The sequence below is a fragment of the Flavobacterium sp. NPDC079362 genome (assembly GCF_050267765.1).
Taxonomy (GTDB): domain Bacteria; phylum Bacteroidota; class Bacteroidia; order Flavobacteriales; family Flavobacteriaceae; genus Flavobacterium; species Flavobacterium azizsancarii.
In genome coordinates, this window is the sequence record NZ_JBNNFM010000005.1 from 182054 (window position 1) to 199755 (window position 17702).

The window sequence follows — 17702 nt, forward strand, 5'->3', positions numbered from 1 at the left end:
CTTAAGTAAGTAATAGAAAATGAATAACTACTAGCTTTTTTCTTCTTTATTGAAGTAAACTAAATAGTAATACATTTGTTTTTCTTCATCCCAGCCTTTTTCAACAAATTTTTCTGCACTTTCAGGGTTGATGAAATCCATTTTAATCTGAATGTGCGTATCCAGGTTAATAACGTTTTTAATCGATTTTCTAGCGTCAGAAACTGCTGCGTTGGCGATAGGGAATGAGGTTACATCTTCGATGCTGTATTTTTCTCCTTTATCAACTTTATAATTTTTGAATTCAGGAATCAAGTCTGGATTGTCTAATACTTCATTCAGGAAGTTTTGTTCTTCAAACTGATCATTTTTTGCGAAATAATTCACAGATCTGTTCATAAACATAACCTCTTCTTTTTTGTCTTCTGCCGGCAAAACAACATCTTTTGCAAAGTTTTGACAGAATTTCAAGTATTTTTTGGTGATAAAGTTTTCATCTTCAAAAGCATCAACAGATAAAAAATGCTCTAACCAATAACGCGCGTCATAACGGTTACTATCAACAGTTAGAATTTTGTATCCTTCGTCTTTTTTATAATTAAAAATCAAACAACCTTTATCTAATTTGCTTAGGTTGATTCCTTGTTGCAGGATCATTTCAAGGTTACTATTTTTTTCTTCAAATTGTAAAAAGTCTGCTTGTAATTCACTTTTAAAAATCCCGATAGCATCAACTACATTATTGTCAATACTAAGGTTCGTTAAATACGTTACATAAACCTCTCCGTTTTTAATGTGCGGGTGATTTGACTGCTCGAATAAATGTGTAGTGATTCTTTTTGAAACCTCCTGCAAATTATTCGGATTGTCAAAAATCTCCGAAGCATATTTAAACATGTCGTTGTAATCCAAATCGACTTCATGAGCAAACTGATAATAGTTTTCTTCTTTCTCTCTAAAAGGCTTAAAGAAGTACTCTTTTATCAAAGGCACAATTTCATCATTTAAATTAAATGGTTGTTCCGATAAAAAAATCGCTTCGTTTCTGCTTTTGTTTCCTACGCGGTGTATCGCAAGCGTCTCGATGTGGGTGTTGAATAAGTTGATCATATTTAAAGGTGCTGAGGTTCTAAGTTGCTAAGGTTCTAAGTTTTTAGTTTCTGTATTTTAATTAAATAAACGGAAACTAATATTCTCTTTGCTTCGCGACTGTCCTCATATTTTGAGTTGCTGAGTCTCTAAGTTGCTAAGGTTCTGAGTTTTTTAGTTTCTATCTTTTAATTTCTTAATAAACGAAACCAACATTCTTTCTACTTCGCGACTGTCCTCATATAAATTATTAAATTCTTCTTCGTTAAGATAGGTTATATTTTTAGCAATTTCTAATTGAGTTTGCATTTCAAATAAAGAACCTATTGAAATATTTAAAAAGCGTAAAAAATCTTTATTGCTTTCTCGTCCTGATCCTTCAGCAATATTGCTAGGAATTGAAATAGAGCAACGTTTGATTTGGGAAGTCAATCCGAAGATTTCTTCTTTTGGAAATTTGTTTGTTATAAGGTAGATTTTGGTAATTAAGGCCATTGACTTTTGCCAAATAAGAAGAGTTCTAAAATTGCTCATTTATATTTATTTTTATGTATTAAAAATAAATATAAGAAAAAAGCTTCAATATAAAAAACTTAGAGCCTTAGCAACTCTGAACCTTGGAACCTCAAAAAACTAATTCCAATTCTCTTCCAACCCAAAATCTTCAAAGCTATCATCGCCTTCGAACATATCAAGATCATCTTCGTCTAAGTCATCTTCGAATTCGCCGTAGATATCGTCATGCATATCGGCTTCAAAACTTTTTTCTATGGCTTCATCAGGCATTTCTCCGTGAGAGAATAATGTTTCAGGATAAGGAACTCCTGCAATCTGATCTTCGATAGCAGCCAATTCAACTAAGAATGTCCACATATTAATGAAGTCGTATACGTAGATAATCTTGGTGTTTTCCTCGTCTAAGAGATCAGATAATTTATAATCGCTCATGGTTCTTTGTTCACCGGGAACATCGCCAGTATCAAAAAGTGCAATTTCATCTTCCTGATTCCAAGTTTCATCGCAGGTATAAAACGAAGCTACTTCCATTCCGTCAAAACCAAAAGCGTTGAAGATAGCATTGTGTAAATCTTCAAGAGTATCATCTTCAAGAATTGCAATGTCTCTAAAAATATCTTCTTCGGCGTCTAGAATTACTCTAAATTTATAAACCATAATCTTTGTTTTTATTGAAAGGTCAAAGGTAAAATATTAAAAACGAAATACGAATTGTGAATTACGATTTGTTGAAAAGATTTTTTAGTTGTCAGGTTGAGCACATTCCGATTGTCAGGCTGAGCGGAGTCGAAGCCTACGTTCCAATTGTTGCGCCCTTCGACTCCGCTCAGGATGACACCCAAAGAATCCGTCATTTATATTTCTTTTTTGAAAGAAATTAGTCCTCAGGATGACACCTGTATTTGGTTTAAAATTTACCTCCCAACCAGTCTTTTTCTAATTTTGTGATAATGTTTGTGATACGTACTATGACTCGGATAAGTTCTGCTGGAAGTCATATTATTAAAAATTAAAGCCGTTACAAATAAAATCAGAACACCAACCAAAACGGGTGAAATCACGTACATATACCCCAGATCTTTTATTTGCTTTGAAGCTGTAACAGCAATAAGAGCTGTCGCACCTCCGGGCGGATGCAGGGTTTTGGTAATTTGCATAAAAATAATCGAAAGAGAAACTGCCAAAGGAGCCGCAATCCAGACAATATCCGGAACTAATTTATTTACTGTAACACCTATAAATGCTGAAATTAAATGACCGCCAATTAAATTTCGGGGTTGCGAGAACGGACTTTGAATAATACCATAAATTAAAACACTCGAAGCCCCAAAAGAACCAATTAAATAAACAACGTCCGGGCCTGCAAAATGTATAGATTCAAAATAAGCCAAAATTCCGATGCCGACAAATGATCCTAAAAATGACCAAAAATGTTCTTTATAATTAACTAAAGTTTCTTTGTAAAGAATGTAACGGGTTTTGCGATAACCTCTTTTTATTTTTTGAACTGGCATTTTTTATTTTATTAAACTTGGAGAATAAGAATAGACTGTATAAGGATAAATGAGTTTTGCTGTATATTTTGAAATTAGGCAAACCACCAAAATCGGTAAAAATAAAGTATAATCATTTGTTAATCCGCATACTAAAAATATTGCTGTAAAAGGAGCATGAATACTCGCACTTAAGACAGCAGCCATTCCGATAATCATAAAGTTAACCGGAATTACATGTACGTGAAAAAAGGTATTTAAAACAGATGCCAGTAATAATCCCAGAAAGGCTCCAATAAAAAGACTTGGTGCAAAAACACCACCGTCGCCTCCTGAAGCTAATGTTATAGAAGTTACAATTGGTTTTAGTAATAAAACGCCAACAAAAGTAAACGCCAAAGTTAACGTTAACGGAATTTCAGCTGAATTACTAAAAATGCCTTTAATAGCGTGATATCCTTCACCATATAATTGTGGGAATATAAATAAGGAAATACTTAAAACAACAGAGCCAATAAGGATTTTATAATAATGTGTATCGATTTTTCCAAATTGAGATTTAAAAAACAATACACAACGTGTCAAGTAAACGGAATTCATTCCGGCTAAAATTCCTAAAAGAATAAAATACGGAATCGCTTTTAAATGCCAGGTCGTGATTGAAACGGCAAACAAAGGTTCTTCTTTTAAAATAGAAAGTAATCCAAAAGCAACTGAAACAGCAATAATATTCGATATGATAAAAGCACGTGTTACTTTTCGGGAAATAACTTCAAGGGCAAATAAAATTCCTGCAATTGGGCTGCTGAATAAAGCTGTAACTCCGGCTGCGACTCCGGCACAAATTAATTCGGTTTTATATTTACGAAATACGTTTTCTTTTTGTTGGGCAACAGATCCAATTGTGGCGGTAGCAACAACGGTAGAAACTTCGATTCCGGTTGAGCCTCCAAAAGCAACAGTCAATAATCCGTTGATGAAGTGTGATGGAATTTTATAAGAAGGTAAGTTTTTTGAAGTTGATTTTGTGCTTTCAAAAACTTCTTTAATGCCTTTGTTTTCTTTTTTCTTAAATAAATATTGTCTCAGGAAATAAATAACAGATAAGCCGAAAACCGGGAAAACAATATAAAAAACAGGATTTACCGTGACTTCATGAAAGAAGATTTCTTCGTAATATTCCGTGATTTTTTTGAGTGAGATTCCTAAAAAGGCGGATAAAAAGCCAATTAGAACAGAAACAATAACTAATTTTTGAAGGACAATAAATTGATGATTTTTTTTGATTTTCGCCGTTTTGTTCATCAGATGTGGATTTTGAAATCGCAATATTTTCATGCGGATTACAAAATTAGATAATCAAATTCGGTTTTTAATGAAAAACACTCAATATATTGTGTTAAAAGTTGTTATGAGAGATAATTCTTTCAACAAGAAAAGACGCCACAAAGGTACTAAGTCGCAAAAAAACAGATTGAAAAAAAATAAAAATCCGCGATTATCAGCGTTTTCGCTTGCGAATCCGTGTCATCCGTGTGCCATTCTGCTCATGTATAAATCGCCAATCTTTGTAGCGTTACAGTCTCCTTCCGGTCGAAATGAAAACATTTGGTTTTAATCATTAATTTGAAAATTAAACTTTGTGTCTTAGTGCCTTCGTGCCAAAAATTTATCGCTCATAAAACTCAATAGGCAACAAATCAGGATCAGCGATAAAAGTAAATCGCTTTTCAGTCGTTTCATCAATTCGGATAGGTTCTGACTCGATTTTTTTTGTGTTTAAAAAAGCAATTGTTTCTTCAAGATTAATTACTTCAAAAGCCAAATGACGTAAACCAACAGCTTCAGGTCTTGACGGACGTTGTGGCGGATTAGGGAAAGAAAATAACTCTACTATATAAGAACCATTCAAGGCTAAATCGAGTTTGTAGGATTGACGTTCTTCGCGATAGATTTCCCTAATAATCGTTAAACCCAGAACTTCTGTATAGAAAGTTTTAGATTTTTGATAATCAGAACACAGAATGGCAATATGGTGAACTTTATTTAAGGTAAGCATTTTTAATTTATTGGGGTTCTTGATTTAATTTTCTAATGACTTTTGCCGGATTTCCAACTGCTAATGAATTGTCCGGAATGTCTTTGGTAACAACAGATCCTGCGCCAATCACACATCCTTTTCCGATAGTTACTCCAGGGCAAATAACAGAATTCCCGCCAATCCAGCAATCGTCTCCAATCGAAATGGGTAATGCATTCTCGAGTGTTTTTCTTAATTCGGCGTCAAGTGGATGAGTTGCTGTGTAAATTTGAACATTGGGAGCAAAAAATACATTCGATCCAATATTTACAGGAGCACAATCCAGAACAACACAATTTACATTAAAATAAACGTTGTCACCGCAAAAAATATTATAACCGTAATCACAATGAAATGGGGGTTCTATATAAAAACTCTTTCCCGTATTAGGGATTAATTCAGTTAGAATTTCTTTTGCTTTTTTTGTCAAACGATATTCCGTTACGTTTAAACGGTGGAGAAGATTTTTAGCTTTTCGGCGTTCCTTAACTAAAACGAGATCGCCGGCAAGATAATATTCTCCCGCAATCATTTTTTCTTTTTCAGTATTCATAAGTGCATTATATTTTTTTCGGTCTTTTGTCTTAAAGCAACTTCTTCAAAATAACAATCTGTCCCAGATGATAGACATCATGCTGAATAATTCCGTGAATGTGCTCATAATATGTATGCTCATTATTTACATATATTTTTTCTAAATCGGCATCATCAAAATCTTCAAAAAAGGTATTCCATGATTCTTGTGATTTTGCCAAATTTTGAAGAGATTGTTCCCATGCTGCTTCTGAAGGATCTAATACAGGAACAAAATAATTATGATCAGGTGCTGTAACTACTTCTCCTTCAACGCGCCTTAAAATGTTTCTTCTCCATTGAATGAGATGGTTTACAATTTCCCAAATGGTATTAAGATTAGGGTTTATTTTTCTGTAAGCCTGCTCTGCAGTTACATTTTCTAATGTATTTGTCAAGTTAACTTCCAGCCATGGATTTCCATTATAAATGGATTGATATAGATTCGAAATTCTTTTACTTTCTGACATAATCGATCGTTTTTAAAACTCAAAAGCTAATATACAAATAAGTATTTTACAACTCATCCTCAAAATTCTACAATTGGGTTATTTAATATTTTTTAACTAAAACTGTTAAAATATATTTGCCTCATAAAACCAATGAAATGAAAACCAATTTTACTTTAATCTTATTATTATTTACTTCTCTTATTTTTGCCCAAAACACGATTTCCGGTAAAGTAACAGATCAAAAAGGGAAACCTGTTCCTGGTGCAAATGTTTATATTGATGGGACTTATGACGGAGCGACAAGTTCTGAAACAGGTGATTTTTCTTTTGAAACAACGGCAACAGGAAACCAGGTTTTAGTGATAAGCTTTTTACTTTATGATACATTCAAAAAAGAAATTGATGTTACGAATTACAAAGATCAAACTGTAAAATTAAGAGAGAACGTCAATGCACTTGATGCTGTTGTAATTACTGCCGGAACATTAGAATCCGGAGATAAAGCGAGGGTTTCGGTATTAAAACCTTTAGATATTGTTACGACTGCCGGATCTGCCGGAAATATTATTGCCGCTTTGCAAACTTTACCGGGAACACAAACAGTAGGTGAAGACGGACGTTTGTTTGTTCGTGGGGGAGAAGCCAGCGAAACGCAAACTTTTGTAGACGGACTTCGTGTAGCGCAGCCTTATGGTGCAACAACAAATAATTTGCCAACCCGAAGCAGATTTTCGCCTTTTTTGTTTAGCGGAATTGCGTTCTCAACCGGAGGTTATTCTGCTGAATATGGCGAAGCTTTGTCAAGTGTTTTATTGTTGAATACGCAGGATGAACCAGACCAGAATAAAACCGATATTTCTTTAATGACTGTTGGTTTAGGAATTGGAAACACGCAAAAATGGAAAAAAAGTTCATTTAGTATCAATACCAGTTATGTAAATTTGGCGCCTTATCAGGCGGTGATTCCTCAAAATGTAGATTGGAATAATCCTTACCAATCTTTGGGAGGAGAAGCTGTGTACCGCTATCATTTTGAACGAGGAATTTTTAAATTGTATGCTGCTTTTGATGCTGAAAAATTCGATTTGAATCAGAAAAATGTAAATTTTGTAAATCCAATCAGGACGGATTTAAATAATAATAACTTTTATTTTAATGGTTCTTATAAAGGCGATTTTGGAACCGGCTGGCAAATTACATCGGGAGTGAGTTACGGTTATAGCAATAACAAAATAAAATATGATATCAATGATGTTGATAGTAACGAAAATGCTGCTCAGCTTAAATTGAAATTAAGAAAAAACATCTCGAACTATTTTAAATTGTCTTTTGGGGCTGATTATTTTATCACGAAATACAATGAAAATTTTAATGATAATATTTCAATAAAAGCTTCAAACGGTTACGACTCTAATATTGCTGCTTTTTATACAGAAGGAGATATTTTGTTCTCGAAAAAGCTGGCATTAAAAGTTGGTTTCCGCCTTTCGAATAATAGTTTACTGGATGAAACTAATATTGCACCTAGGGCTTCGATGGCTTACAAGGTTTCTAAAAGCAGCCAGTTTTCGTTTGCTTACGGAGATTTTTCTCAAACTCCCGTGGTTGATTATATTAAATATTCTAAATATCACCAGTTCGAAAGTGAAAAAGCAAGGCATTATATCCTGAATTATCAGTTTACAAAACCAGGTCAGACTTTTAGGGCCGAAGCTTATTATAAGGATTACAGCAATCTGGTTCAATATGATACAAAGGATATTCATTACAATTCAGTTTTCAATAATAATGGTTCAGGTTATGCAAAAGGATTGGACTTGTTCTGGAGAGACAGCAATTTGTATAAAAACTTAGAATATTGGATTTCTTATTCTTATATCGATTCCGAAAGACAATACAAGAATTTTCCAACCATGGCAACTCCTAACTTTATTGCCAATCACAGTTTGTCGATTGTAACAAAATATTTCATCACGGATTGGAAATCACAAATAGGCTTCACAAATAGTTTTAGTTCTGGTCGCCCGTATAATGATCCGAACCAGACACAATTCATGAACGGAAAAACGAAGTCTTACAATAGTTTGAGTTTTAACTGGGCATATTTATTAACAACTCAAAAGATTCTTTATTTTTCTGTTTCGAATGTATTAGGAGCTCAAAACGTTTTTGGGTATGATTATGCAAAATTACCTGATCCAAGCGGAGTTTACCAAAGACAAGCTGTTGTACCAACCGCAGACAGATTTTTCTTCGTAGGTTTCTTCTGGACGATCAGTGATAATAAGAATGAGAATCAATTGAAGAATTTATAGTTGCTAAGTTGCTAAGGTTCTTAGTTGCAGAGTTTTTATTGCTGAGTTGTTAAGTGAAAAACTTAGAACCTTAGCAACTCAGAACCTCAGAACCTTTAAAAAAACAATTCAGTCGCAAAAATCAACAACTCAGTATCAATTAATTTTATAACAATAAAAACCAAAGTACTTTTGAAGTATAAATAATAAAGGGGCTAAGTTGCTAAGACACTAAGAAAAAAACTTAGATAATTAGCACCTTAAAAATTTAGAGACTCAAAATTACAATCAGAGTTTTAATCATCAAAAAAACTTAAAGACTTATCAACTCAGAACCTTAATAACTTAAAAAAAAAGAACTCATGACCAAAATTATTACAATAATCACATTATTTATCTGTAGTTTAATGTCTGCTCAAAATGTAAATCTTACTGTTTCGGTTTCAGGCTTAAAAAATAATACCGGAATGGTGAAGGTAGGATTGTACAATTCAGATGAAACATTTCTTAAAACTATTTATAAAAGTGTGGCTTCGAAAATTAAAAACAACGAAGTTATCGTAACATTTGAAGGTATTCCTGCCGGAGAATATGCAATTTCGACGTATCACGATGAAAACAATAACGGAAAACTTGATAAAAATATGATGGGGATACCTTCTGAAGATTATGCCGCTTCAAACAATGCCAAAGGATTTATGGGGCCTCCTGCTTATAAAGATGCCAAATTTGTTGTCAACAAAGATTCGAAAATTGAAATTATATTGTAAATAATAACTAACCACTTAAAAATAACCATTAAAATTACTTAAAAAATGAAAAAAATCATCACTTTGGCTACACTGCTTGTAGTAGTAATAAGTTCTGCACAAACACAATTTGAACAAGGAATGGGAAAAGCTTTTGGGCTTTGGAAAGAAGGGAAAAACACAGAAGCTTCGGCAATGTTTGAAAGAATTGCAGCGGCAGAAAAAACAAGTTATTTGCCAAATTATTATGTAGCACTTATTAATACTACATCGGCTTTTACTGAAAAAGATAAAACAAAGATTGATTTGTTATTGACTAAAGCGCAAGACGCATTGGATGTTGAATTGATAAAAGATCAAAATAATGCCGAGTTATATGCGATGCAGGCTTTGATATATACGGCTTGGGTGGTCGCAGAGCCAATGACAAACGGAATGAAATATTCGGCTAAAGTAATGGAAGCTTATGCAAAAGGAAAAGCAATAGACCCAAATAATCCGAGAATCGTTTTTGGTGAGGCTGATTATCAGTTGGGTGGCGCAAAATGGACAGGGGTTGATACAAAGCCACTTTGTGTGCAAGTTGATAAAGCTGTTGAACTTTTTGCTACTTTTAAGCCAGAAACGCCTTTTTCTCCAAAATGGGGATTAGACAGAGCTTTGGAAACTCAAAAAAACTGTAAAAAATAAAATTAATATAAGCGGATTATAATGAAAGATCATAGAAGTACATATGCAGATTTGAAAAGTGGAACAATGGTATCCTTCAAAATTTCTGTGATCTTTACAATAATATTTTCTGCTTGTTTAGGAAAAGACTTAAACATTCAAAACGTTCTTATTACCTTTTTTATAAGCTGTTTGTATTCTTTTCTGGTAGGTTTTGGCAATGGGTATATTAATGTGCTGCTGGATAAAAAATGGGATTGGCTGCAACAAACCAATTTAAGGGTCTATTACGGTATTCTGGTTACTGTTTTGTACACGGTCCCGGTAGTATTAGGAATCAATTATTACATTTTTGTTTATCTTCAGAATCTGCCTTTAGATAAATTCTTTAGCGAAAGAATGATCTGGATACACCTGTTTTATATCATGCTGGCTTTAGGAGTTTCGACTTTCATGCAGGCCAGAAGTTTTATGGTACAATGGAAAAGGGCTTCGAAATTTGAAATAACACAACAAAAAATAATTGCAGGAACGGCTAATGCTAAATTCGAAAGTTTAAAAAATCAGATTGATCCGCATTTTCTTTTTAACAGTTTAAATGTTTTAAGCTCCTTAATCGAAGAAAATCCGGAAAATGCGCAACGTTTCACCACTTCATTGTCTAAAATTTATCGTTACGTTTTAGAGCAAAAAGACAAAGAACTGGTTTCGGTTGAAGATGAATTGTCATTCGCGAAAACGTATATGAATTTGTTAAAAATGCGTTTCGAAAATAGTTTGTTTTACGAATTGCCAACAACAAATATAAATCCGGATGCAAAAGTGGTTCCGTTATCATTGCAGCTTTTATTAGAGAATACGGTAAAACATAATGTTGTAAGTGAACAAAAACCGTTGCATATCAGAATTTTTATTGAGGGGGATTATTTGGCGATACAAAATGATTTTCAGAAAAAAGAAGTTTTGCAGGACAGGCAGGGAGTTGGCTTGCAGAATATTGTAAATCGATACGGAATTATAACCAATAGAAAAGTACTGATAGAGCAAAATGATAAAAACTTTACGGTTAAGATTCCAATTCTAACGAAACAAGTTGCAGTTATGGAAACAAATGCAGAATATAATACAGATGAAAATAAAGCTTATTTCAGAGCTAAAAAAAGGGTAGAAGAACTAAAAGGTTTTTACGGAAATGTTATCTCATATGTTTGTGTGATTCCGTTTTTGGTATTTATAAATTTAAGGTTTTCACCGGGCTTTCAGTGGTTTTGGTTTTCGGCTTTAGGCTGGGGATTTGGAGTAGTAATGCATGCCTTTAAAGTTTTTGGTTACAGCTCAGATTGGGAAGAACGAAAAATCAGAGAGATTTTACAGAAAGAAAATAACAAACAAACCTGGAAATAGTTATGGAAACAAATTATACGGAAGCGGAACGTTATTTTCAGGCACAAAAAAAAGTAGAAGAAATCAAGAAATTTTATCAGCATTTGACTGTTTATCTTCTTTGTAATCCTATTGTAATAGTGGTAAATCTTATGACTTCGCCTGGTTTTCTTTATTTTATATGGTGTTTGTTGGGATGGGGAATGGCTATTGTATTGCATGGATTAAAAGCTTTTAAATATTCGCCATTTTTTAATAAAGAATGGGAAGAACGAAAAATCAGGGAAATTTTAGAAAAAGAGAATAACAAGCAAACCTGGGAATAATTATGGAAACTAATTTTTATAAGGAGCAGGAAGATTTTGAACTTCAAAAAATGGCAAGCAAAAAAGTAGTTAAACTGAAAGCTTTTTATTCGCACATGTTTGTCTATATCGTAGGAGTGATTTTTTTTATTTTGAAGGAGTATTTTGGAGTTCCCTTTAATTTCTTTCCTTTAAAACATATTAATCTGTTTGTAATGATAGTCTGGACCGTTTTTTTCTTAGTTTCTGCGATTGACATATTTGTATCGTTCAGGATTTTTGGAGAAGAATGGGAAGAACGTAAGTTGAAAAGTATTTTAGAGAAAAAAATAAAAAAACAAAAATGGGAGTAATCATGGATGTAAATTATAATGAAGAGGATAAATACTACCTGGCTAAAAAGAAAGTGGAGAGTATCAAGGGATTTTATGGAAACCTGACGGCATTTATCGCTGTAAATGTAGTTTTGATTTTTATCAATTTATATACTTCGCCAGAACACTTATGGTTTTACTGGCCCCTGATGTGGTGGGGATTTGGAGTTGTTTTTCATGGATTGAAGGTTTCTGAAGTATTCCCGGTTCTGGGAAAAGATTGGGAAGAAAGAAAAATCAAAGAATTCATGGAGAAAGAAAAATTGAATAAAAATAAATGGCAATAATTTATACATTATAAAAAATGGGACGATTTAGACGACGCATGTACGATGATTACAGACATGAATTTAGTACAGACGAAAATTATAATAATGCATATAGAAAAGTGAAAAGGATTAAAGGTTTTTATTCGCACTTGAAGGTTTATATCATAGTGAATGCCTTTATCATTATTTCAAGCTTGAGTAGAGGTTATATAGGAAATCATTTTGAAATAAGAGGTTTGAGAAATTGGGAAATCTATTCTACAGCATTTTATTGGGGAATTGCTTTATTAATTCATGCCTTCAGCGTATTTGGTCCTGATGTCTTTTTTAGTAAAGATTGGGAGCAAAAGAAAATCCATAAATATATGGAGAAAGAAGCTCAGAATAAGAATAAATGGGAGTAACTTTAAATTAAAATTTTCAATTTTTGCATCGTATTAAATGACCACATTAATAATAGAAGACGAAAAACCGGCAGCAAGATTATTGCAGCGAAAACTCGAAAAGTTAGATATTTCTGTAGCAACCATGCTGCATTCTGTAGAAGAATCAATTCATTGGTTTGCTAATAATCAGCATCCGGATCTGATTTTTCTGGATATTCAGTTATCAGATGGCTTGTCGTTTGAAATTTTCGAAAAGATAGATATTCAAAGTGCTATTATCTTTACAACAGCATACGATGAATATGCGTTGAAAGCTTTTAAACTTAATAGTATCGATTATCTTTTAAAACCTATTGACGAAGATGATTTAGAAGTTGCAGTTACTAAATTCAAAACCCGAATTCCGAAAGTAAATCCGGGAAATCAAAATCTTCAGCTTGACTTCGAGCAAATTCGCCAAATGTTGTCAAATCCTTTCGAAAAGATTTACAAGAAACGATTTACCGTTAAAATTGGGCAACATTTAAAAGTAATTACAACAGACGAAATCGAATGTTTTTTTAGTGAAAATAAAGGCACTTATATTCATACTTTCGATAATAGAAATTATCTGATCGATGCGACTTTAGAAATTTTAGAACAGGAATTAGATAAAAAAAATTTCTTTCGTGTAAACCGAAAATTTATTGTTCCGCTTACGGCAATAAAAGAAATTCAGGTGTATACGAACTCCAGACTTAAAGTAATTTTACCAACTTATAAAGAAGATGAAGTAATTGTAAGCCGCGAAAAAGTACAGGATTTTAAAAATTGGCTGAGTTAAAAAGTTCTTATAATTAAAATCCATAGATACAATATTTGTCATTCTTCAGGAATTCAATCCAATATTAAAGAACCATCGGCTCGATCTATTTTATCGGGCCGGATTTTAATCCGGTTTAAGTTCAATACGGTTTAGGTTCGTAAAAAAACATAAAAAAACCTTCGTCCGAAGGTTTTTTTATATAAAAGTTTGTTATCTACTTGCTCAATCTGTGCAATGTAAAAGTCATGGCACTTAAGAGGAAGAAAGCCATAATCTGATGAATTAATCCTAAAGCCAGAGGAACGCTGTATAAAAGCGTAAAAACCCCTAATGCAAATTGAATAAATACAAAAACAACCAAAGTTTTTACCGAATTAGTTTGCATTCGAGTAAGCGAAAATTTTGTGCTTTTGTAATATAAAAACAAAATGAAAGCAACAACAACATAAGCAAAAGTCCTGTGCACGAACTGGACACCGCTTTTTCCTTCGATTAAGTTTTTGATTAAAGTAGGCTGTTCAATAAAAACAGAATCGTGTATAAATTCTCCGTCGCTCATTAATGGCCAATGATTGTGGATTAATCCCGCATTTAAACCCGCCACAAATCCGCCATAAATAATTTGGATTAATAGTGCCACCAAAGCAAATCGTGCAATATTTCGAAGTGGAATTACTTTAGTAATTGTTCTTTCCGGATAAATTAAATCCAGCGCCACCCATAAAGTATAAGCAAAAGTGATAAAGGCAAAAGTAAGGTGCAATGAAAGTCTGAAATGACTTACATCAGGATTGTCGATTAATCCGCTGCGAACCATAAACCAACCCAGAAAACCCTGAAAACCTCCCATTGCCAAAAGAACGATGCATTTTTTGATGGTAGATTTATCTAATTTCTTTCTGATTAAGAAATAAACAAAAGGGACAAAGAAAACCAACCCGATGATTCTACCAATAAAACGGTGAAACCACTCCCAGAAGTAAATAAATTTATAATCGGCTAATTGAAAATCATTGTGAATATTGATTTTTTGGTACTCAGGAAACTTCTTGTATTGTTCAAAAGCCTCATTCCATTTTGCATCCGTCAAAGGCGGGAAAGTATCTGTTACCAAATGCCAATCCGTCATTGATAAACCTGAATTTGTCAAACGGGTAATTCCGCCAACAACAACCATTAAAAATAATAAAACACAACCTGATAGTAACCAAATGATCACTGATTTATTCTCTTTTTTCATTCTATTCCAATTAATTCGATCTCGTTAATTTTGTTTTTGCTTTTTCCTATTCTTTTTAAATAAAGTTTTAATAAAGTAAAGTTTGCTATAATATTGATAATTAAGATCACTGTCATGACTATTATTCTATATTGATAGCTTTTAATATCCATTGTTATTTTAAAATAATCAATTAGAACTGTATTTTGAAATATTGCACCTATAATCATTATAGCAGATATGGAAGCAATACTGATTAAAAAAAAGAAGATTTTATATTTATAATTACTACTTTTAGTTCTATTGATTTTTCTAATAAAAATAATATTAGTTACTAAAACTATTAATATTAAAATAATAGAAAAAATAGCCACTAATAGATCCATTATTTTTTAGGTATTAAGTTTAACTTTTCTGCTCTTTTAATAATAAAATCATATGCAGCCTGATATTCATTAGGAATATCACCTTCTAAAATGGCTTCTTTTACAGCTTCTTTTAACATTCCGATTTCTCGTGAAGGTTTTAAATCAAACAATTCCATAATTTCTTCACCGGAAATTGGTGGTTGAAAATTACGCACATGATCGCGTTCCTCAACTTCTACAATTTTCTTTCGAACGATTTCAAAGTTCTTATGATATTTCTTAAACTTCGATGGATTCTTGGTTGTAATATCTGCTTCGCACAAAGTCATTAAATCCTCGACATCTTCGCCTGCATCAAAAACCAAACGACGCACCGCACTGTCTGTCACAATATCCTGTGCCAAAACAATAGGGCGAGAACTCATAATAACCATTTTTTGCACAAATTTCATTTTGTGATTCAAAGGCATATGCAAACGCTCGAATATTTTCTTTGCCATTTTTCCGCCAAGAAATTCATGTCCGTGAAAAGTCCATCCCTGTTTCTTGTTGAAACGTTTGGTTGGTGCTTTTCCAATATCATGCAACAAAGCCGACCAGCGCAACCAGACGTCATCTGTATTGGGGCAAATATTATCGACTACTTCAAGTGAGTGATAAAAGTTGTTTTTATGAGTGTGACCTTCAATTTCTTCCACCTGATTAAGCGCTGTTAACTCTGGTAAAATAATATCTAAAAGCCCGGTTTGATATAAAAGTAAAAAACCTATAGAAGGTTTATCAGTAGATAGAATCTTATTCAGTTCATCAACAATGCGTTCTCCGGAAATAATATTGATTCTCTCAGCATTTTTGGTAATTGCATCAAGAGAATTTTTCTCGATTTCGAAACCTAACTGATTGGCAAAACGAATAGCACGCAACATTCTCAAAGGATCATCAGAATAAGTAATGCTGGGATCTAAAGGTGTTTTGATTGTTTTATTTTCTAAATCAGCCAAACCATTAAAAGGATCAGAAAGATCGCCAAACGTTTTTTCGTTCAATGATAGTGCCAATGCATTAATCGTGAAATCACGACGATTTTGATCGTCTTCAAGAGTTCCGTTTTCGACGATAGGATTTCGGCTCTCAAAATTGTAAGATTCTTTTCGGGCGCCAACAAATTCAATGTCAGTGTCTTCAAAACGCAACATTGCTGTTCCGTAAGTCTTGAAAACTTGTACTTTTGGTTTTTTTGGAAGTAATTCAGAAACCTTAAGTGCCAATTCGATACCGCTACCAACGGCAACAACATCAATGTCTTTTTTAGAACCCCGATTTAAAAGCAAATCCCGAACAAATCCGCCAATTACGTAACTGTCGACGTTAAGTTCCTGAGATGCTTTCGAAATAACTTCGAAGATTTTATGTTGTAATGCTGCTTTATAGTTTGTTTGTATAGCCACGAATTCACTAATTTTAAATAATACATTTCTATTCTTTAAGAAGAATGAAACGTGTGCAAATTTACAACATAGAAAATGCCTATTATAATCTATAGTCCACTTTTTTGAATAAATTCACAGTTTGAGGTGGAGAATTTTATCAATCAGAAAAATGGTTGCCACGAATTGCACGAATTTCCGCGAATTTTATTTTTGTAAACTTAATTCGATTGAATCTAATTAGTGATAATTCGTGTAATTCGTGGCAAAAAAAACATTGATACCGTTATCAAACAAATCAATTGCAATAATATCTTTTTAGAAATTCAATTTGTATTTTTGAATTCTATAAAAACGCACACATGAAAATTGTTATATCGCCGGCGAAGTCTTTAAATTTCGAAAAAGAATTACCAACTACCCAATATACAGAACCTGCTTTCTTAAAAGAAGCGCGTCAGGTTCATAAAGTTTTAAAAGAAAAAAAACCGTCTGAACTATCTGAATTAATGTCTATCTCAGATAAATTAGCAGATTTAAACTGGAAAAGAAATCAGGATTGGAAAACGCCTTTTACGCCTGATAATGCACGTCCGGCAATTTATACTTTTGATGGAGATGTTTATACAGGTTTAGATGCGTATACAATTCCGCTTGAAAAGTTAGAGGTCTTACAAAATAAACTTAGAATTTTATCCGGACTTTATGGTGTTTTAAAACCATTAGATTTGATGCAGGCGTACCGCTTAGAAATGGGAACAAAATTGCCAATTGGCGAATACAAGAATCTGCATGAATTCTGGAAACCAACCGTTACTAAAGCTTTAAATAAAGAACTTGAAAAAGGAGAGTTGTTTGTGAATTTAGCCAGTAATGAATATTTTTCGGCTGTAGATGTAAAAGCCTTAAAAGTTCCTGTAATTACTCCGGATTTTAAAGATTATAAAGATGGGAAACTTAAGATCATCAGTTTCTTTGCCAAAAAGGCAAGAGGTATGATGGTCCGTTATATTATCGATACGAATGCAGAAACAATTGATGACTTAAAAGGTTTCGATTATGAGGGATATCATTTTGATGCTAATCTTTCAGAAGGAAATCATTTGGTTTTTACAAGATAGGTTTTTTTTGAGGTGCTAAGTCTCTAAGTTGCTCAGGTTCTAAGTTTTTTGCAAGAGAGTCGGAGACTCGGACTATATTGTAGGGAGGGATTTTTTTTTAAAAGATGCTAAGTCTCTAAGTTGCTAAGATTCTAAGTTTTTTTGTAAGAGA

At 33.0% G+C, this 17702-nt stretch carries 21 protein-coding genes; 10 read left to right on the forward strand and 11 right to left on the reverse strand.

The features are described from left to right. Positions 1–30: 30 nt before the first annotated feature. From ACQKCJ_RS07300 to ACQKCJ_RS07335, 8 genes are all read right to left on the reverse strand, one after another. Positions 31–1089 carry a nucleoid-associated protein gene (locus ACQKCJ_RS07300; protein WP_072963648.1) on the reverse strand — a complete coding sequence of 353 codons (1059 nt, stop codon included), beginning with the start codon at positions 1087–1089 and terminating at the stop codon, positions 31–33. Positions 1090–1242: 153 nt separating this feature from the next. Beyond that, on the reverse strand, positions 1243–1602 hold the full coding sequence (locus tag ACQKCJ_RS07305; RefSeq protein WP_271334346.1) for a four helix bundle protein: 360 nt from the start codon (positions 1600–1602) through the stop codon (positions 1243–1245). Between the two features lie 99 nt (positions 1603–1701). Next, positions 1702–2241 (reverse strand): IS1096 element passenger TnpR family protein, encoded by a 540-nt coding sequence (locus tag ACQKCJ_RS07310; RefSeq protein ID WP_271334345.1) that lies wholly within the window; start codon positions 2239–2241, stop codon positions 1702–1704. Between the two features lie 257 nt (positions 2242–2498). After that, complete coding sequence (locus ACQKCJ_RS07315; protein WP_271334344.1) at positions 2499–3098, reverse strand: HPP family protein; 600 nt, start codon at positions 3096–3098, stop codon at positions 2499–2501. A 3-nt stretch (positions 3099–3101) separates the two neighbouring features. Next, positions 3102–4415 carry a chloride channel protein gene (locus ACQKCJ_RS07320; RefSeq protein WP_271334343.1) on the reverse strand — a complete coding sequence of 438 codons (1314 nt, stop codon included), beginning with the start codon at positions 4413–4415 and terminating at the stop codon, positions 3102–3104. 331 nt (positions 4416–4746) lie between these two features. After that, positions 4747–5136, reverse strand: coding sequence for an SMU1112c/YaeR family gloxylase I-like metalloprotein (gloA2, locus tag ACQKCJ_RS07325; protein ID WP_271334342.1), 390 nt, complete (start codon positions 5134–5136; stop codon positions 4747–4749). 7 nt (positions 5137–5143) lie between these two features. Next, the gene (locus tag ACQKCJ_RS07330) at positions 5144–5710 is read right to left on the reverse strand and encodes a sugar O-acetyltransferase (protein WP_427401691.1); all 567 of its coding nucleotides are present in this window, start codon (positions 5708–5710) and stop codon (positions 5144–5146) included. Between the two features lie 31 nt (positions 5711–5741). Next, positions 5742–6200, reverse strand: a complete 459-nt coding sequence (locus ACQKCJ_RS07335; protein WP_271334340.1) for a DinB family protein — start codon at positions 6198–6200, stop codon at positions 5742–5744. 137 nt (positions 6201–6337) lie between these two features. On the opposite strand from ACQKCJ_RS07335, the gene ACQKCJ_RS07340 reads away from it, so the two are divergent. The 9 genes from ACQKCJ_RS07340 (at position 6338) to ACQKCJ_RS07380 (ending at position 13434) form a co-directional block, all read left to right on the forward strand. Continuing rightward, entirely contained in the window at positions 6338–8497 is a 2160-nt protein-coding gene (locus tag ACQKCJ_RS07340) for a TonB-dependent receptor (RefSeq protein ID WP_427401692.1), read from the forward strand. Positions 8498–8838: 341 nt separating this feature from the next. Next, on the forward strand, positions 8839–9246 hold the full coding sequence (locus tag ACQKCJ_RS07345) for a DUF2141 domain-containing protein (RefSeq protein ID WP_271334338.1): 408 nt from the start codon (positions 8839–8841) through the stop codon (positions 9244–9246). Between the two features lie 45 nt (positions 9247–9291). Further along, entirely contained in the window at positions 9292–9915 is a 624-nt protein-coding gene (locus tag ACQKCJ_RS07350) for a hypothetical protein (RefSeq protein ID WP_427401693.1), read from the forward strand. 21 nt (positions 9916–9936) lie between these two features. Continuing rightward, positions 9937–11298 carry a histidine kinase gene (locus tag ACQKCJ_RS07355; RefSeq protein ID WP_271334336.1) on the forward strand — a complete coding sequence of 454 codons (1362 nt, stop codon included), beginning with the start codon at positions 9937–9939 and terminating at the stop codon, positions 11296–11298. Between the two features lie 2 nt (positions 11299–11300). Next, complete coding sequence (locus ACQKCJ_RS07360) at positions 11301–11603, forward strand: 2TM domain-containing protein (RefSeq protein ID WP_271334335.1); 303 nt, start codon at positions 11301–11303, stop codon at positions 11601–11603. Positions 11604–11605: 2 nt separating this feature from the next. After that, on the forward strand, positions 11606–11935 hold the full coding sequence (locus tag ACQKCJ_RS07365; protein ID WP_271334334.1) for a 2TM domain-containing protein: 330 nt from the start codon (positions 11606–11608) through the stop codon (positions 11933–11935). After that, positions 11926–12243 (forward strand): 2TM domain-containing protein, encoded by a 318-nt coding sequence (locus ACQKCJ_RS07370; RefSeq protein ID WP_271334333.1) that lies wholly within the window; start codon positions 11926–11928, stop codon positions 12241–12243. Before ACQKCJ_RS07365 ends, ACQKCJ_RS07370 begins: the two co-directional genes overlap by 10 nt. A 17-nt stretch (positions 12244–12260) precedes the next feature. Further along, positions 12261–12629: a 2TM domain-containing protein gene (locus ACQKCJ_RS07375; protein ID WP_271334332.1), complete on the forward strand. Its 369-nt coding sequence runs from the start codon at positions 12261–12263 to the stop codon at positions 12627–12629. 37 nt (positions 12630–12666) lie between these two features. Beyond that, entirely contained in the window at positions 12667–13434 is a 768-nt protein-coding gene (locus ACQKCJ_RS07380) for a LytR/AlgR family response regulator transcription factor (RefSeq protein WP_271334331.1), read from the forward strand. A gap of 196 nt (positions 13435–13630) precedes the next feature. On the opposite strand, the gene ACQKCJ_RS07385 is transcribed toward ACQKCJ_RS07380, so the two are convergent. The 3 genes from ACQKCJ_RS07385 to ACQKCJ_RS07395 are packed head-to-tail and all read right to left on the reverse strand — an operon-like array spanning position 13631 to position 16451. After that, on the reverse strand, positions 13631–14656 hold the full coding sequence (locus ACQKCJ_RS07385) for a COX15/CtaA family protein (protein WP_271334330.1): 1026 nt from the start codon (positions 14654–14656) through the stop codon (positions 13631–13633). Next, the gene (locus ACQKCJ_RS07390) at positions 14653–15021 is read right to left on the reverse strand and encodes a hypothetical protein (RefSeq protein ID WP_427401694.1); all 369 of its coding nucleotides are present in this window, start codon (positions 15019–15021) and stop codon (positions 14653–14655) included. The genes ACQKCJ_RS07385 and ACQKCJ_RS07390 overlap by 4 nt, the downstream gene beginning before the upstream one ends. Then, entirely contained in the window at positions 15021–16451 is a 1431-nt protein-coding gene (locus ACQKCJ_RS07395; protein ID WP_271334329.1) for a CCA tRNA nucleotidyltransferase, read from the reverse strand. Before ACQKCJ_RS07395 ends, ACQKCJ_RS07390 begins: the two co-directional genes overlap by 1 nt. Before the next feature lie 341 nt (positions 16452–16792). Between ACQKCJ_RS07395 and yaaA the strand changes: the two genes are divergently transcribed. After that, the gene (yaaA, locus tag ACQKCJ_RS07400; protein ID WP_271334328.1) at positions 16793–17551 is read left to right on the forward strand and encodes a peroxide stress protein YaaA; all 759 of its coding nucleotides are present in this window, start codon (positions 16793–16795) and stop codon (positions 17549–17551) included. The last annotated feature ends 151 nt before the right edge of the window (positions 17552–17702 follow it).

Coding starts and splice junctions, on each gene's coding strand:
- ACQKCJ_RS07355 (WP_271334336.1), top strand. CDS start 9,937: ATGAAAGATCATAGAAGTACATATGCAGATTTGAAAAGTGGAACAATG.
- ACQKCJ_RS07340 (WP_427401692.1), top strand. CDS start 6,338: ATGAAAACCAATTTTACTTTAATCTTATTATTATTTACTTCTCTTATT.
- ACQKCJ_RS07390 (WP_427401694.1), bottom strand. CDS start 15,021: ATGGATCTATTAGTGGCTATTTTTTCTATTATTTTAATATTAATAGTT.
- ACQKCJ_RS07375 (WP_271334332.1), top strand. CDS start 12,261: ATGGGACGATTTAGACGACGCATGTACGATGATTACAGACATGAATTT.
- ACQKCJ_RS07300 (WP_072963648.1), bottom strand. CDS start 1,089: ATGATCAACTTATTCAACACCCACATCGAGACGCTTGCGATACACCGC.
- ACQKCJ_RS07305 (WP_271334346.1), bottom strand. CDS start 1,602: ATGAGCAATTTTAGAACTCTTCTTATTTGGCAAAAGTCAATGGCCTTA.
- ACQKCJ_RS07350 (WP_427401693.1), top strand. CDS start 9,292: ATGAAAAAAATCATCACTTTGGCTACACTGCTTGTAGTAGTAATAAGT.
- yaaA (WP_271334328.1), top strand. CDS start 16,793: ATGAAAATTGTTATATCGCCGGCGAAGTCTTTAAATTTCGAAAAAGAA.
- ACQKCJ_RS07380 (WP_271334331.1), top strand. CDS start 12,667: ATGACCACATTAATAATAGAAGACGAAAAACCGGCAGCAAGATTATTG.
- gloA2 (WP_271334342.1), bottom strand. CDS start 5,136: ATGCTTACCTTAAATAAAGTTCACCATATTGCCATTCTGTGTTCTGAT.
- ACQKCJ_RS07330 (WP_427401691.1), bottom strand. CDS start 5,710: ATGAATACTGAAAAAGAAAAAATGATTGCGGGAGAATATTATCTTGCC.
- ACQKCJ_RS07370 (WP_271334333.1), top strand. CDS start 11,926: ATGGGAGTAATCATGGATGTAAATTATAATGAAGAGGATAAATACTAC.
- ACQKCJ_RS07365 (WP_271334334.1), top strand. CDS start 11,606: ATGGAAACTAATTTTTATAAGGAGCAGGAAGATTTTGAACTTCAAAAA.
- ACQKCJ_RS07360 (WP_271334335.1), top strand. CDS start 11,301: ATGGAAACAAATTATACGGAAGCGGAACGTTATTTTCAGGCACAAAAA.
- ACQKCJ_RS07335 (WP_271334340.1), bottom strand. CDS start 6,200: ATGTCAGAAAGTAAAAGAATTTCGAATCTATATCAATCCATTTATAAT.
- ACQKCJ_RS07320 (WP_271334343.1), bottom strand. CDS start 4,415: ATGAAAATATTGCGATTTCAAAATCCACATCTGATGAACAAAACGGCG.
- ACQKCJ_RS07315 (WP_271334344.1), bottom strand. CDS start 3,098: ATGCCAGTTCAAAAAATAAAAAGAGGTTATCGCAAAACCCGTTACATT.
- ACQKCJ_RS07385 (WP_271334330.1), bottom strand. CDS start 14,656: ATGAAAAAAGAGAATAAATCAGTGATCATTTGGTTACTATCAGGTTGT.
- ACQKCJ_RS07310 (WP_271334345.1), bottom strand. CDS start 2,241: ATGGTTTATAAATTTAGAGTAATTCTAGACGCCGAAGAAGATATTTTT.
- ACQKCJ_RS07345 (WP_271334338.1), top strand. CDS start 8,839: ATGACCAAAATTATTACAATAATCACATTATTTATCTGTAGTTTAATG.